Annotated in this window: 11 protein-coding genes and 1 pseudogene; 8 read left to right on the forward strand and 4 right to left on the reverse strand. The window is 59.9% G+C overall.

Annotated elements, in window-relative coordinates; genetic code table 11:
• Positions 1 to 90 precede the first annotated feature (90 nt).
• A complete protein-coding gene (gene ppsR / locus ORL50_RS14560) occupies positions 91 to 909 on the reverse strand; it encodes a posphoenolpyruvate synthetase regulatory kinase/phosphorylase PpsR (protein ID WP_090181892.1) in 819 nt (272 codons plus the stop codon).
• Positions 910 to 1,083: 174 nt separating this feature from the next.
• On the opposite strand from ppsR, the gene ppsA reads away from it, so the two are divergent.
• The 8 genes from ppsA (at position 1,084) to ORL50_RS14600 (ending at position 9,250) form a co-directional block, all read left to right on the forward strand.
• Positions 1,084 to 3,459 carry a phosphoenolpyruvate synthase gene (ppsA, locus tag ORL50_RS14565; RefSeq protein ID WP_266016034.1) on the forward strand — a complete coding sequence of 792 codons (2,376 nt, stop codon included), beginning with the start codon at positions 1,084 to 1,086 and terminating at the stop codon, positions 3,457 to 3,459.
• 205 nt (positions 3,460 to 3,664) lie between these two features.
• Positions 3,665 to 4,654, forward strand: a complete 990-nt coding sequence (locus ORL50_RS14570) for an alpha/beta fold hydrolase (protein WP_266016036.1) — start codon at positions 3,665 to 3,667, stop codon at positions 4,652 to 4,654.
• A gap of 121 nt (positions 4,655 to 4,775) precedes the next feature.
• Complete coding sequence (gene rraA, locus ORL50_RS14575; protein WP_266016038.1) at positions 4,776 to 5,267, forward strand: ribonuclease E activity regulator RraA; 492 nt, start codon at positions 4,776 to 4,778, stop codon at positions 5,265 to 5,267.
• Between the two features lie 27 nt (positions 5,268 to 5,294).
• Complete coding sequence (locus tag ORL50_RS14580; protein WP_266016040.1) at positions 5,295 to 6,290, forward strand: zinc transporter ZntB; 996 nt, start codon at positions 5,295 to 5,297, stop codon at positions 6,288 to 6,290.
• 63 nt (positions 6,291 to 6,353) lie between these two features.
• On the forward strand, positions 6,354 to 6,602 hold the full coding sequence (locus ORL50_RS14585; protein WP_266016042.1) for a CrfX protein: 249 nt from the start codon (positions 6,354 to 6,356) through the stop codon (positions 6,600 to 6,602).
• Between the two features lie 2 nt (positions 6,603 to 6,604).
• Entirely contained in the window at positions 6,605 to 7,429 is an 825-nt protein-coding gene (locus ORL50_RS14590) for a mechanosensitive ion channel family protein (protein WP_008048604.1), read from the forward strand.
• 88 nt (positions 7,430 to 7,517) lie between these two features.
• Positions 7,518 to 8,108: an RNA polymerase sigma factor SigX gene (sigX, locus tag ORL50_RS14595; RefSeq protein WP_045060998.1), complete on the forward strand. Its 591-nt coding sequence runs from the start codon at positions 7,518 to 7,520 to the stop codon at positions 8,106 to 8,108.
• A 107-nt stretch (positions 8,109 to 8,215) separates the two neighbouring features.
• The gene (locus tag ORL50_RS14600; protein WP_122838091.1) at positions 8,216 to 9,250 is read left to right on the forward strand and encodes an OmpA family protein; all 1,035 of its coding nucleotides are present in this window, start codon (positions 8,216 to 8,218) and stop codon (positions 9,248 to 9,250) included.
• A gap of 517 nt (positions 9,251 to 9,767) precedes the next feature.
• Here ORL50_RS14600 and cobA read toward each other — a convergent pair.
• From cobA to ORL50_RS14615, 3 genes and pseudogenes are all read right to left on the reverse strand, one after another.
• Complete coding sequence (gene cobA / locus ORL50_RS14605) at positions 9,768 to 10,523, reverse strand: uroporphyrinogen-III C-methyltransferase (protein ID WP_266016069.1); 756 nt, start codon at positions 10,521 to 10,523, stop codon at positions 9,768 to 9,770.
• 10 nt (positions 10,524 to 10,533) lie between these two features.
• Positions 10,534 to 13,254 (reverse strand): nitrate reductase, encoded by a 2,721-nt coding sequence (locus tag ORL50_RS14610; protein ID WP_266016071.1) that lies wholly within the window; start codon positions 13,252 to 13,254, stop codon positions 10,534 to 10,536.
• Positions 13,255 to 13,277: 23 nt separating this feature from the next.
• Positions 13,278 to 14,486: pseudogene (locus ORL50_RS14615) on the reverse strand (NAD(P)/FAD-dependent oxidoreductase); the annotation flags it as partial.
• Between the last annotated feature and the right edge of the window lie 377 nt (positions 14,487 to 14,863).

A 14,863-nucleotide genomic window follows, 5' to 3' on the forward strand; every position in this document is an offset into this window, starting at 1 on the left:
GGTTTGCAGTGGCTGCAAAAACTTGCGAACACCCTGGCAACCTGTGGAGCAAGGCTTGCCCGCGATGGCGGTGGATCAGGCTCTACAGGGTTATTTGAACCGCCGCTCAACGCCTTTTTCCACCAGAATTTTCGCGGAGATTTCTTCAACCGAAAAATGCGTCGAATTGATATTCGGAATGTTCTCGCGACGAAACAGATTCTCCACCTCGCGCACTTCGAATTCGCATTGGGCGTAACTCGAATAGCGGCTGTTGGGTTTGCGCTCGTTGCGGATGGCGGTCAGGCGGTCCGGGTCGATGGTCAGGCCGAACAGCTTGTGCTGGTGGGCGCGCAGGGCCGCAGGCAGTTGCAGGCGTTCCATGTCATCTTCGGTGAGCGGGTAGTTTGCCGCACGGATGCCGAACTGCATGGCCATGTACAGGCAGGTCGGAGTCTTGCCGCACCGCGAGACGCCCACCAGGATCAGGTCGGCCTTGTCGTAGTAGTGCGTGCGGGCGCCGTCGTCGTTGTCCAGGGCGAAGTTCACCGCCTCGATGCGCTCCATGTAATTGGAGTTGGTGCCGATCGAATGGGATTTGCCGACGGTGTAGGAAGAATGCTCGGTCAGTTCCTGTTCCAGAGGCGCCAGGAAGGTCGAGAAAATGTCGATCATGAAACCATTGGAGGTCGCGAGGATCTCACGGATGTCCTGATTGACGATGGTGTCGAAGATGATCGGCCGGAAGCCGTCGGTTTCGGCGGCTTTGTTGATTTGTTGTACCATGGCCCGCGCTTTATCCACGTTGTCGATGTACGGTCGCGTGAATTTGCTGAAGGTTATGTTTTCGAACTGCGCCAGGAGGCTTTGGCCCAGGGTTTCGGCTGTGATGCCGGTGCCGTCGGAAATAAAGAAAGCAGATCGTTTCATTTGCACCTTGGGCCTTAAGCTCGTGACGAATCTTGGATATGATAGGCGCGATTTGTCGGCCGCCAATGGCCCGCATTCTCACTTATTTTCCAGGTCCAGGCCATACAGCCGGTAAACGCTCCTCAGGGCAGCCGGCTTCTGAGCTTTTCCAACACAGTTAGTGGAGAGATCACCTTGGTAGAGTACGTAGTTTCCCTCGATAAGCTCGGCAAACACGATGTTGAGCATGTGGGGGGCAAGAACGCATCCCTGGGCGAGATGATCAGCAACCTTGCAGGTGCCGGTGTATCGGTGCCCGGTGGCTTCGCCACGACAGCTCAGGCTTATCGTGATTTTCTTGAACTCAGCGGCCTGAACGACCAGATCCACGCCGCCCTCGACGCGCTTGACGTCGACGATGTCAACGCCCTCGCCAAGACCGGCGCCCAGATCCGTCAATGGATCATGGAAGCCGAGTTCCCCGAGAAGCTCAACGCCGAGATCCGCACCGCGTTCGCCACGCTGTCGGCCGGCAACCCTGACATGGCCGTGGCCGTGCGCTCTTCCGCTACCGCCGAAGACCTGCCGGATGCTTCCTTCGCCGGTCAGCAGGAAACCTTCCTGAACATCCGTGGTGTCGAAAACGTTATTCGCGCCGCCAAAGAGGTGTTCGCTTCGCTGTTCAACGACCGTGCGATCTCCTACCGCGTGCACCAGGGCTTCGACCACAAGCTGGTCGCCCTGTCGGCTGGCGTGCAGCGCATGGTCCGCTCCGAAACCGGCACCGCCGGCGTGATGTTTACCCTCGATACCGAATCGGGTTTCCGTGACGTGGTGTTCATCACCGGCGCCTACGGCCTGGGTGAAACCGTCGTACAAGGCGCGGTGAACCCGGATGAGTTCTATGTCCACAAGGGCACGCTGGCGGCCGGTCGTCCGGCCATCCTGCGCCGCAACCTGGGCAGCAAAGCCATCAAGATGATCTACGGCGAAGTCGCCACGGCCGGCAAATCGGTGAAAACCATCGACGTCGACAAGGCTGACCGTGCACGTTTCTGCCTGAGCGACGCCGAAGTCAGCGAACTGGCCAAACAAGCGATGATCATCGAGAAGCACTACCAGTGCCCGATGGACATCGAGTGGGCCAAAGACGGTGACGACGGCAAGCTCTACATCGTTCAGGCTCGTCCGGAAACCGTGAAGAGCCGTACCCAGGCCAACGTCATGGAACGTTACCTGTTGAAAGAAACCGGCACCGTGCTGGTTGAAGGTCGTGCCATCGGCCAGCGCATCGGCGCGGGCAAGGTGCGCATCATCAAGGACGTGTCCGAGATGGACAAGGTCCAGCCGGGCGACGTCCTGGTTTCCGACATGACCGACCCGGACTGGGAACCGGTCATGAAGCGCGCCAGCGCCATCGTCACCAACCGTGGTGGTCGTACCTGCCACGCGGCGATCATCGCTCGCGAGCTGGGCATCCCGGCCGTGGTCGGTTGCGGCAACGCCACCCAGCTGTTGAAAGATGGCCAGGGCGTGACTGTTTCCTGCGCGGAAGGCGACACCGGTTACATCTTCGAAGGTGAGCTGGGCTTCGACATCAAGAAAAACTCCGTCGATGCCATGCCTGACCTGCCGTTCAAGATCATGATGAACGTCGGTAACCCGGACCGTGCATTCGACTTCGCGCAACTGCCGAACGCCGGTGTGGGCCTGGCCCGTCTGGAGTTCATCATCAACCGCATGATCGGCGTGCACCCCAAGGCGCTGCTGAATTACGACGGCCTGCCGCAAGACATCAAGGACAGCGTTGACAAGCGCATCGCCGGTTACAACGATCCTGTGGACTTCTATGTCGACAAGCTGGTTGAAGGCATCAGCACCCTGGCTGCGGCGTTCACCCCGAAAAAGGTCATCGTGCGCCTGTCGGACTTCAAGTCCAACGAATACGCCAACCTGATCGGCGGCAAGCTCTACGAGCCGGAAGAAGAAAACCCGATGCTGGGCTTCCGTGGTGCCTCGCGTTACATCAGCGAGTCGTTCCGCGACTGCTTCGAACTCGAGTGCCGTGCCCTCAAGCGTGTGCGCAACGAGATGGGCCTGACCAACGTTGAGATCATGGTGCCGTTCGTCCGTACCCTCGGCGAAGCGAGCCAGGTGATCGACCTGCTGGCGGAAAATGGCCTGGCCCGCGGCGAGAACGGTCTGCGCATCATCATGATGTGCGAACTGCCATCCAACGCGATCCTTGCGGAAGAGTTCCTCGAGTTCTTCGACGGCTTCTCCATCGGTTCCAACGACCTGACCCAGCTGACCCTGGGCCTGGACCGTGACTCCGGGATCATCGCCCACCTGTTCGACGAGCGTAACCCGGCGGTGAAAAAGCTGCTGGCCAACGCCATTGCCGCGTGCAACAAGGCCGGCAAGTACATCGGCATTTGCGGGCAGGGGCCTTCGGACCACCCGGACCTGGCCAAGTGGCTGATGGAGCAGGGCATCGAAAGCGTTTCGCTGAACCCGGACTCCGTACTGGAAACCTGGTTCTTCCTGGCGGAAGGCCAAGCTTCGGCGTAACGGTGTGAGACCGGCCGCTGCCATGCCTTTGTAGGAGCCTGCTTGCCGGCGATTGCATCACCACGGTTTTCTCGACAGACCGTGGTGCCTGCATCGCCAGCAAGCAGGCTCCTACAGGGGTCGACATAAAGTCAGGGCGGCCGTCTTTTGAGATTGAAGTAGGGCGGGCTCCTCTGGAAGCCGCCCTTTTTTGTGCAAGAGCATTATGCAAAGCAGCAGCAACCTATTTCCTGTCGCCCTGATCAGCGCTGAACGCCGCAGTGATCTGAGCGAAGACGTCTATCGTTTGAAACCCGCCAACAGCCCTGACGGTACCGTCGAGCTGGCCGTGACGCGCCTGGGCATGGCCGATGAGCCAGCGCAGCGCGGCGTGCCGGTCATTCTGTTGCATGGCAGCTTCTCCAATCGCCGATTCTGGTTTTCCCCCAAAGGCCTGGGGCTGGGTGCTTACCTGGCCCGCCTCGGTTTTGATGTGTGGATCCCGGAAATGCGCGGCCACGGCCTGTCCCAGCGCAACCAGGGGTATCGCCAGAACCGCGTCAGCGACTACGCGCGCTACGACCTGCCGGCCATCGGCGCGTTCGTGCGCGAGCAGAGTGGCCAGCCCGCACACTGGATCGGCCATTCGCTGGGGGGCATTACCCTGGCGGCAGCGCTGGGTGGCCAGTACATCGATGAGGCGGTGGTAGCGTCTGCCGCGTTCTTCGGAACACAGGTCAGCCGCACTTATTGGCCGCTGAAAATTCCACCGTTGGAGTGGGGCGGGCGCTTCATCCTCAAGCGCTTTGCCCAACTGTCCGGCTCAAGGCTCAAGCGCGGCCCGGAGGACGAGCCGATCGGCCTGGCCCTGGAAAGCATGCGCTGGTACGGCCTGTTCGGGCGCTTTGGCGACGCGGACAAGGATTGGTGGGCGGGGTTGGCGGACGTGCAATTGCCGGTACTCGCGGTGAGCGCTGCGGGTGATCACCAGGACCCGGCCTGGGCCTGTCGCAAGCTGTTCGACCAAATCGGCTCGGAACACAAGCAGTTCGTCAATCTGGGCCGGGAGCAGGGATTCACCGATAATTTCGGTCACGTCGAAATGCTCGTCAGCAAAGCGGCGCAGGCTGAAGTGTGGCCGTTGGTGGCGCGCTGGCTGGCAGATCAGCGGACGCCGCTGCTGGGCGGGCAGGCTGATTTTGCCGCGGCAATTTGAGCCTGGGGCTCTATCAAGGGCATTTCGCTCTCACCGGGTTGCGGCTAAGATATGACGCATCAAGCTTTTCTGGTCACTTTGCGACATCCTCGATTGTCTTCCTCTCTACAGGAGTTTCTCGATGAACCATTACATCACGCCTGACCTGTGCGACGCCTACCCGGAGCTGGTCCAGGTGCTGGAACCCATGTTCAGCAATTTTGGTGGCCGTGATTCCTTCGGCGGCGAAATCGTGACCATCAAGTGCTTCGAAGACAACTCGCGGGTCAAGGAACAGGTCGAGCTTGAGGGCAATGGCAAGGTGCTGGTGGTCGATGGGGGAGGCTCCCTGCGTCATGCGTTGCTGGGCGACATGCTGGCCGAGAAGGCTGCGAAGAACGGCTGGGCCGGGCTGGTGATCTACGGCTGCATCCGCGACGTCGATATCATCGCGCAGACCGACCTTGGGGTTCAGGCCCTCGCCAGTCACCCGCGCAAGTCCGACCGCCGCGGAATCGGTGAACTCAATGTTCCGGTGACATTTGCCGGCGTGACGTTCCATCCAGGCCATTACATTTATGCGGACAACAACGGCGTGATCATCTCGCCAAGCCCGCTGCAGATGCCCGAGTAACAGCGCACGACCAACTTAGGGGTGAGGATGTTCGAGGAAGACAACGCGCAGTGGGGGCTGGTGCATGCCCTGGTGCTGGATGGTAAAGGCGGTGCGCGTTCGATAGCCCGGACTGAGCTCGATGACTTGCAGTTGCAGGCCCACGAAAGCCTGTGGCTGCACTGGGACCGCAGTCACCCGCAGACCCAGACCTGGCTGCGCAAATACAGCGGCCTGACTGAGTTCAGCTGCGACCTGCTGCTTGAAGAGAATACCCGGCCGCGCCTGTTGCCGCTGCCGGACTCCGAGTTGCTGCTGTTCCTGCGCGGAATCAATCTCAACCCGGGGGCTGAACCCGAAGACATGGTCTCGGTCCGCATCTTCGGCTCGGCGCAGCGGGTGATTTCCCTGCGTCTGCGTCCTTTGCGGGCCACCGATGAGTTGCTGGTGCAACTCGATGAAGGCAAAGGGCCGAAAACCGCCTCTGAACTCATCCTTTATATGGCGCAGTTCCTTACCAACAAGGTGCAGGATCTGGTCAGTTGCCTCTCCGAAGTGGTCGATGAGGAAGAAGAAAAGCTGGATGCCGACGAACGGTATACGCCTGAGCATGGGGCCATTTTGCAGATCCGTCGCAGGGCTGCGGCGCTGAAACGATTCCTGGCTCCGCAGCGGGATATTTTCGGCCAGCTGACGCGGATCAAACTCCCCTGGTTCGTCGATGACGATGCCGATTACTGGAACGAATTGAACAACAGCCTGACCCGTTATCTCGAAGAGCTGGAATTGACGAGGGAGCGGGTGGGGCTGGTCCTCGAGGCCGAAGACCGGCGTTTGAGCGTGCGCATGAACCGCACGATGTACCGTTTCGGGATCATCACCGGGATCTTTTTGCCGATGAGTTTCCTGACCGGCCTACTGGGTATCAATGTGGGCGGAATTCCGTTCTCCGAGAGCCCTTATGGCTTCCTTGTTGCCTGCCTGATGATGATCTCGGTGGCACTCGGGCAATGGTGGTTATTCCGTCGTTTGCGGTGGGTCTGAACATGCGTCATGTGACCCGGGCAAATTTGGTCGCGTCTTTCACAGACATCACGAGAGGTGCGTATGCACGATCCGTTTGAACAGTCTTTGCGCGACATGCTCAAGGCATCACCGTCCACTCGGGACGACGATGCGTGCCTTGGGCGTGTATTGAAAACCGCCAACCGCCAGGTCGGCGCCGGTGATCTGTTCAGCCTGCTGGGCCGCTGGTTGCCCGCGCTGATGATCGCCCTGAATAACGGATCGGCCCATGTGTCGCCGGTTTCCCGTCACCGTAAACCTAACGTTCGCACTGCTGATAAGGCTGATTGAATATGGAACTTGATCTCTGGACTCAGAGCCTCGTCACTGCAATGACTGCGTTATGGACCAAGGTTGCAAACTTCATCCCGAACCTCTTTGGCGCACTGGTGGTGCTGCTCCTGGGCTTCGTGGTGGCCAAGTTGCTCGACACGCTGCTCTCCAAATTGCTCGCCAAACTCGGCCTTGATCGCCTGATGGGCGGCACCGGGCTGACCAAGCTGCTGTCCCGCGCCGGGCTGCAGGTGCCAATCTCGACATTGATTGGTAAAATCGTCTATTGGTTCGTTCTGCTGATTTTTTTGGTATCTGCTGCGGAATCTCTTGGACTTGAGCGAGTCTCAGCTACGCTAGACATGCTCGCGCTGTATTTGCCGAAGGTTTTCGGCGCCGCGCTGGTGCTGCTGGTGGGTGTGCTTCTGGCGCAACTGGCCAACGGGCTGGTGCGCGGAGCCGCAGAGGGTGTGGGGCTGGATTACGCATCGGGCCTGGGGCGAATCGCTCAGGGCCTGGTGATCATCATCAGTATTTCGGTGGCGATCAGCCAGTTGGAGGTCAAGACTGACCTGCTCAACCATGTGATCGTGATCGTTTTGATTACCGTTGGTCTGGCAGTAGCGCTGGCCATGGGCTTGGGAAGCCGGGAAATTGCCGGTCAGATTCTTGCGGGAATCTATGTGCGTGAGTTGTATCAGGTTGGGCAACAAGTGCGTGTTGGCGAGGTCGAAGGCCAGATCGAAGAGATCGGCACGGTTAAAACCACATTGCTGACCGACGAGGGTGAGCTAGTCTCTCTCTCCAATCGGATCCTCCTGGAGCAGCATGTGAGTAGCCGCTAACCCGGCAAACCCTGCTAATGTATGCCGCCGCAAATTGCCCTGGAAAGGGCTGCGGCGGACATTGACCTGACTGTCGGCCCGACTTGTTTTGAATAAAGCTCAATCGCTCTCCACGCGCTACGACCCCCGCGAGCTCTCTGATGAGGAGTTGGTCGCGCGCTCGCACACCGAGCTGTTTCACGTAACGCGCGCCTATGAAGAACTGATGCGGCGTTACCAGAGAACATTATTTAACGTCTGCGCACGATATCTTGGGAACGATCGCGACGCGGACGATGTCTGTCAGGAAGTGATGTTGAAGGTGTTGTATGGCCTGAAGAACTTCGAGGGGAAATCGAAGTTCAAGACATGGCTCTACAGCATCACGTACAACGAATGCATCACGCAGTATCGGAAGGAACGGCGTAAGCGTCGCTTGATGGACGCTTTGAGTCTGGACCCCCTCGAGGAAGCATCTGAAGAAAAGATGCCCAAAGCCGAGGAAAAGGGTGGACTTGATCGCTGGCTGGTGTATGTGAACCCGATTGACCGCGAAATTCTGGTGCTACGATTTGTCGCAGAGCTGGAATTTCAGGAGATCGCAGACATCATGCACATGGGTTTGAGTGCGACAAAAATGCGTTACAAACGTGCTCTAGATAAATTGCGTGAGAAATTTGCAGGCGTGGCTGAAACTTAGTTCGACGCAAATATCTCTTACGTGTAGGCAAGTTCTGATAGACTTGCCGCCGAGTTGTCCCCCGGTTTGCGGGACTGCTTCACAATCACCAGATGGGGATTTAACGGATGAAACTGAAAAACACCTTGGGCTTGGCCATTGGTTCTCTTATTGCTGCCACTTCGTTCGGCGCTCTGGCACAAGGCCAAGGCGCAGTTGAAATCGAAGGCTTCGCTAAGAAAGAACAATTCGACAGCGCTCGTAACTTCAAGAATGACGGCAACCTGTTCGGCGGTTCCGTAGGTTACTTCCTGACTGACGACGTTGAACTGCGTCTGGCCTACGACGAAGTGCACAATGTCCGTTCCGACAGCGGCCAGAACATCAAGGGCGCTAACACCGCTCTGGACGCTCTGTACCACTTCAACAACCCAGGCGACATGGTTCGTCCATACGTCTCGGCTGGTTTCTCCGATCAGAGCATCGATCAGAACGGCTCGAACGGTCGTAACCGTTCCACCTTCGCCAACGTTGGCGGCGGTGCCAAGCTGTACTTCACCGAGAACTTCTACGCCCGTGCTGGCGTTGAAGCTCAATACAACATCGACCAGGGCGACACTGAGTGGGCTCCTAGCGTCGGTATCGGTGTGAACTTCGGTGGCGGCTCCAAGCCTGCTGCTGCTCCAGTTCCAGCACCAGCTGAAGTCTGCTCCGACAGCGACAACGACGGCGTATGCGACAACGTTGACAAGTGCCCGGACACCCCAGCCAACGTAACTGTTGACGCTGACGGCTGCCCAGCAGTTGCTGAAGTTGTTCGTGTAGAGCTGGACGTTAAGTTCGATTTCGACAAATCTGTTGTTAAAACCAACAGCTACGGCGACATCAAGAACCTGGCTGACTTCATGAAGCAGTACCCATCCACCAGCACCACTGTTGAAGGTCACACTGACTCCGTCGGTCCTGACGCTTACAACCAGAAACTGTCTGAGCGTCGTGCAAACGCCGTTAAGCAAGTTCTGACCAACCAGTACGGTGTTGAGTCGTCCCGCGTTCAGTCCGTTGGTTACGGCGAATCCCGCCCAGTTGCTGACAACGCAACTGACGCTGGCCGCGCTGTAAACCGTCGCGTAGAAGCGCAGGTTGAAGCTCAAGCTAAGTAATTAGCTCGCAGCTCTGAGAAAAGCCCGGCTTAGGCCGGGCTTTTCTTTGCCTGCGATTTGGCTCGGCAAGCCAGTAGGAGCAAAGCTTGCTCGCGATGGCGGTGCGCCTGGCACACCGCGTAGCAGTGATCGCCAGCAAGCAGGCTCCTACGGTTCGGTGGTGTACACAGCACCTGCGGCTTGCACATGATTGTGTAGGAGCCTGGCTTGCCAGCGATGGCGGTGCGCCTGGCACACCGCGTGGCAGTGATCGCCAGCAAGCAGGCTCCTACGGTTCGGTGGTGTACACAGGACCTGGGGCTTGCACATGATTTTGTAGGCGCCTGGCTTGCCAGCGATGGCGGTACGCCTGGCACACCGCGTGGCAGTGATCGCCAGCAAGCAGGCTCCTACGGTTTGGTGGTGTACACAGGACCTGGGGCTTGCACATGATTGTGTAGGAGCCTGGCTTGCCAGCGATGGCGGTACGCCAGGTACACCGCGCTGCGACGATCGCCAGCAAGCAGGCTCCTATGGTCTAGAGGCCTGATGCCATTGCGTAGGAGCTGCCGCAGGCTGCGATCTTTTGATCCTTTGCCACAGCCCCAATCACCAGAATCGCCGGGCTCTTCAGTTCGAACGCGCTGGCGGCCTGTTCCATGGCGCTCAGGTCGCTGCGGCATTCGCGCTGATGGGGCAGGGAGGCGTTTTCGATCATGGCCACCGGCGTTTCCGGTGCCATGCCGCCGGCGAGCAGTTGCTCGCGGATCTCGCTCAGTTTCGCCACCCCCATGTACACCACCAGCGTTGTGCCGCCCTGGGCCAGTGCCTGCCAATTCAGGCTGCTGCCGTCCTGGGTATGCGCCGTCACCAGCGTCACTCCCCGGGCTACTCCGCGCAGGGTCAGGGAAATGTCGCACTGGGTCGCGCCGGCAAGCCCCGCCGTGATGCCATTGACCAGCTCAACCTCAACACCACGCTCACGCAACCATTGTGCTTCCTCTCCGCCACGGCCGAAAATGCACGGGTCACCGCCTTTGAGCCGCACCACGCACTTACCCTGGCGCGCGTAGCGCAACATCAGGCGATGGATGAACGCCTGTGGCGTGGAGCGACAGCCGCCGCGCTTGCCCACGGCAATGATTCGCGCATGGGGACAGTGTTCCAGGACTGCTTCATTGACCAGGTCGTCGATCAGCACCACATCTGCGTCGCGCATGGCGCGTACCGCTTTGAGGGTCAACAATTCCGGGTCGCCAGGACCCGCACCCACCAGCCAGACTTTTGCGCTCATAGTGTTTTCCTCACGAGATAACAGCGATCGCTCGCGCCGTGGCGGCCAGTAGTCGTTTGATTTCCGGGACGCACGAACCGCACTGCGTGCCGCAACCCAGTTCCTGTTTAAGCCCCTGCAAATCCAAGCCTCGGCCGATGCCGGCGCAGACTGCGGTGTGGCTGACGTTGCGGCAGTTGCAGAGGATTTTATTGGCCATGCCAACGGCGGCGCCGTCGCCGCCGGGTGGTGCAATCAAGGGGGCCAACATCCAGCGCCGCAGTTGTTCAGTGGTGCGCCCTTCGAGCCACAGGTTGTGCAGCCAGTGCTGGGCCAGGGTTTCTCCGGCCAGGCGGATGGCGATGATTCTGCCGTCCTCGATGCGCACCCGTTTGCCGATCGAGCGCCGTTCGTCGTCGTAGGCCAGCACCGCGCCCTGGTCCAGGCCCAGGCATTGATCGATGTCGCGTAACAGCGAAGCAGCAGGCGCCGAGGCGCTGGCAGCGCGTATAAGCAACGCTGGGCGCTCACGGCCACTCAGGCTTAGGCTGACGTAGGAAAATTCCTCGCAGAGCGATCGCAGGCGCTCAAATCGCTGTTGAACATTGCCTTCGACCAGGGCAAACAGCTGCCACGGCAGTTCTACCGGATCAATTCGTACAGCGCTGTGCTTCAGTTCAGGCTGTTTCGACAAGGGGTCGAAGGCCGGTTGAGTCAGCGTATTAACCCCGCCTTTGAGAAACCGGTCACCCCAGTGCATGGGTAAAAACGCCTGCCCCGGCCGTACGTTCTCGTCACTCGCCACCGGTAGAATCACCGCGCCGCGCCGACTCTCCAGGCTGATCAGGTCGCCGGACTGCAAGCGGTGGCGGCGCAGTTCATCCGGGTGCAGGCTCAGCACCGCTTCACTGACGTGACCGAACAACTGCGCGGCGGTACCGGTGCGGCTCATGCCGTGCCATTGATCGCGCAGGCGCCCGGTGATCAAGGTCAGGGGAAACTGAGAATCGCGTTGTTCCTTGGCTGCGCAAAAAGGGTCGGCGACGAATTGGGCGCGACCGTTGGCGGTCGGGAACACCCCGTCAGCGTACAGCCGCGCTGTGCCTTGGCTGGCACCGCAAGGGAACGGCCATTGCTGCGGGCCAATCTGGTCGATCAAGGCGTGGCTGAGTCCCGACAGGTCCAGGTCGCGGCCATGGGTCAGCTGCTTGTACTCATCAAAGATCTGCGCCGCAGAGTCCAGGGCAAACAGGCTGGTTTGCTGTGGGCGCAGATGGTGTTCCAGGCGGCGTGCGAAATCCACCGTGATGGCCCAGTCCGGCCGGGCTTCGCCAGGTGCGACAACGGCCTGGCGCACGTGGGAAACGCGCCGTTCGGAGTTGGTGACGGTGCCATCCTTTTCTCCCCAACTGGCGGCAGGCAGCAACAGGTCGGCGAAGGCTGCGGTTTCCGTAGTGCGAAAGGCTTCCTGCAAGACCACGAACGGGCACGCCTGCAGGGCTTCGCGCACGGCATTCTGGTCGGGCAGCGATTGCGCAGGGTTGGTACAGGCGATCCACAGGGCTTTGATCCGACCGCTACGGACCTGCTCGAACAGCTCGATCGCGGTCAGGCCGGTGCTGTGCGGCAGTTGCTCAACGCCCCAGTAGGCCGCCACTTCTGCACGATGCTGGGCATTGGCGGCTTCGCGATGGCCTGGCAGCAAGTTCGACAGACTGCCGGTTTCGCGTCCGCCCATGGCATTGGGCTGACCGGTCAGCGAGAAAGATCCTGCACCTGGACGACCGATTTGCCCGGTGGCCAGGTGCAGATTTATCAGCGCGCTGTTCTTGGCGCTGCCCGCTGTGGACTGGTTGAGCCCCATGCACCATAACGACAGGAAAGTCGGCGAGGTTCCCACCCACTGCGCACATTGCTGCAGTTGTTCGAGGCTGATCCCGCACAGTTGCGCGACCATTTGCGGGGTGTAGTCGCGCACCAGGTTTTTCAGCTCCGGCAGGCCTTGGGTGTGCGCCTTGATAAAGTCGCGATCAATCCAGTCTTCCCACAACAATAGATGCAGGATCCCGTGGAACAGGGCGACATCGCTGCCGGGCTGAATCGCCAAATGCAGGTCGGCCAGGTCGCAGGTGTCGGTCCGACGGGGGTCGATAACGATGACTTTCATTTGCGGCCGGCGGGATTTGGCCTCTTCCAGGCGTCGGAAAAGCACCGGGTGGGCGTAGGCCATATTACTGCCAACGATCATCACGCAATCACTCGACTCCAGGTCTTCGTAGCTGCAGGGCGGGGCGTCTGCGCCGAGGCTGCGCTTGTAGCCGACCACTGCCGAAGACATGCACAGGCGCGAATTGCTGTCGATGTTGTTGGTGCCCACCAGCGCTCGCGCCAGCTTGTTGAAACTGTAGTAATCCTCGGTCAGCAATTGTCCGGAGATGTAGAACGCCACGCTGTCGGGGCCGTGCTCGGCGATGGTGCGGGCGAAGACGCTGGCGGCGTGATCGAGGGCGGTGTCCCAGTCGGTGCGGCTGCGGGCCAGGGATTTACCCAGGCGCAATTCCGGGTACAGCGCTCGCGCCGCCAGATCGCCCGTCAGGTGCAAGGTCGAGCCCTTGCTGCACAATTTGCCGAAGTTGGCCGGGTGCGTCGGATCGCCGCTGACGCCGAGAATGCGCTCGCCGTCATGTTCGATCAGCACGCCGCAGCCGACCCCGCAGTAGCAGCAGGTCGAAGCGGTGATTTGCCGGTCCATCAGCTTGCTTCCCGCAATGTTGGCAAGCAGCTATCGCCAAACATCAAGTGGTCACGGATGTGCTCGATGTCCTGGTTCTCGCGGATCTGCCGGAAATACCAGGCGCCGTCTGCGGTATCGCCGTACAGGCAAGCGCCGACCAGGACGTCATCCTTGATCACCAGTTTTTTGTAGATTCCGCCGATCGGGTCGGACAGGGTGATGGTTTCCGTACCTTCGCCGCCCATGAAATCACCGGCGGAAAACAGATCGATACCGGTCACCTTCAACTTGGTCGAAGTCACCGAGCCCTTGTAAGTGGCGAAACCCAGCTGGGCCAGATGGTTGGCGCAGACCTTGGCCTGTTCGAACAGCGGCGCGACCAGGCCGTAGGCAGTGCCCCGATGGCTGGCGCATTCGCCGATCGCATAGATGCGCGGGTCGTAGGTTTGCAGGGTGTCGTTGACCAGGATTCCGCGGCTGCAGGGAAGCCCGGATTGCTCCGCGAGCTCGATGCAGGGCCGAATACCGGCTGCCATCACCACCAGGTCGGCAGGGATCACGTCGCCGTTGGTGAATTGCACCGAGCCGACCCGGCCATTGCCGGCGTCGTGCAGTGCCTGGGTCTGTTCGCGCAGGCGAAAGTGCAGGCCGCGGCTTTCGAGGGCGGTTTGCAGCAGCTGGCCGCTGGTCTTGTCCAGCTGCCGCTCCAGCAGCCACTCGCCGATGTGCACCACGGTGACATGCATGCCGCGCAGCATCAGGCCATTAGCCGCTTCGAGGCCGAGCAGGCCACCGCCGATGACCACCGCGTGGGTGTGGGTCTTGGCAGTATTGATCATCGCCTGGGTGTCGGCGATGTCGCGGTAGCCGATCACGCCCTGCAAAGTATTGCCCGGAATCGGCAGGATGAAAGGTGTCGAGCCGGTGGCGATCAGCAGGCGGTCGTACTCGGCTTCGGTGCCGTCATCGGCGATCACCCGGCGCCGTACCCGGTCGATCTGCACCACTTTGCGGTTAAGCAACAGCTTGATGTGGTTGTCGTGATACCAGTCGAGGTCGTTGAGCACGATCTCTTCGAATGTCTGCTCGCCGGCCAAGACCGGCGACAGCAGGATGCGGTTGTAGTTGGTATGGGGTTCGGCGCCGAAGACGGTGATGTCGTACAGGTCGTTGCTCAGCTTGAGCAGTTCCTCCAGGGTGCGAACCCCGGCCATGCCGTTGCCGATCATCACCAGTTTCAATTTTTTCATCAGGTTCTCCGGCGTCTTCGAGAAATTTCGCGCAAACAAAAAAAAGGCGTCCCGCTAGTTGCCTAGCGAGGACGCCTTTGTCCTTGTCCCGTTCTATCGGGAAGCGCAGCCCTCTTCGTTGAGGATGGGCTTTATGTCTGTTGGGGGAGGTAATGCAGTGGTTGTGCCAAAGTCGTCAGACGGCGGATTTAATGGGAGAAGCGCTGTGTGTTTTCTTTACAGCGTTCGATGTGGTGCACCGAATGAATGCGCGTCGCCCGGAAATGGAGCGTCTTTGAGTGCGTCTTCGCGAGCAAGCCCGCTCCCACAGTTGACCGGGTAACCATGGAGATATGCGGTCCAATTGTGGGAGCGGGCTTGCTCGCGAAGTGCGCGAC

The sequence above is a fragment of the Pseudomonas sp. RIT-562 genome (assembly GCF_026241895.1).
Taxonomy (GTDB): domain Bacteria; phylum Pseudomonadota; class Gammaproteobacteria; order Pseudomonadales; family Pseudomonadaceae; genus Aquipseudomonas; species Aquipseudomonas mandelii_F.

Excerpts from the sequence above, each read along its gene's own strand:
- ORL50_RS14580 (WP_266016040.1), top strand. The coding sequence starts at position 5,295 with ATGTTCGAGGAAGACAACGCGCAGTGGGGGCTGGTGCATGCCCTGGTG.
- cobA (WP_266016069.1), bottom strand. The coding sequence starts at position 10,523 with ATGAGCGCAAAAGTCTGGCTGGTGGGTGCGGGTCCTGGCGACCCGGAA.
- ORL50_RS14570 (WP_266016036.1), top strand. The coding sequence starts at position 3,665 with ATGCAAAGCAGCAGCAACCTATTTCCTGTCGCCCTGATCAGCGCTGAA.
- ORL50_RS14600 (WP_122838091.1), top strand. The coding sequence starts at position 8,216 with ATGAAACTGAAAAACACCTTGGGCTTGGCCATTGGTTCTCTTATTGCT.
- ORL50_RS14590 (WP_008048604.1), top strand. The coding sequence starts at position 6,605 with ATGGAACTTGATCTCTGGACTCAGAGCCTCGTCACTGCAATGACTGCG.
- rraA (WP_266016038.1), top strand. The coding sequence starts at position 4,776 with ATGAACCATTACATCACGCCTGACCTGTGCGACGCCTACCCGGAGCTG.
- ORL50_RS14610 (WP_266016071.1), bottom strand. The coding sequence starts at position 13,254 with ATGGACCGGCAAATCACCGCTTCGACCTGCTGCTACTGCGGGGTCGGC.
- ppsR (WP_090181892.1), bottom strand. The coding sequence starts at position 909 with ATGAAACGATCTGCTTTCTTTATTTCCGACGGCACCGGCATCACAGCC.
- ORL50_RS14585 (WP_266016042.1), top strand. The coding sequence starts at position 6,354 with ATGCACGATCCGTTTGAACAGTCTTTGCGCGACATGCTCAAGGCATCA.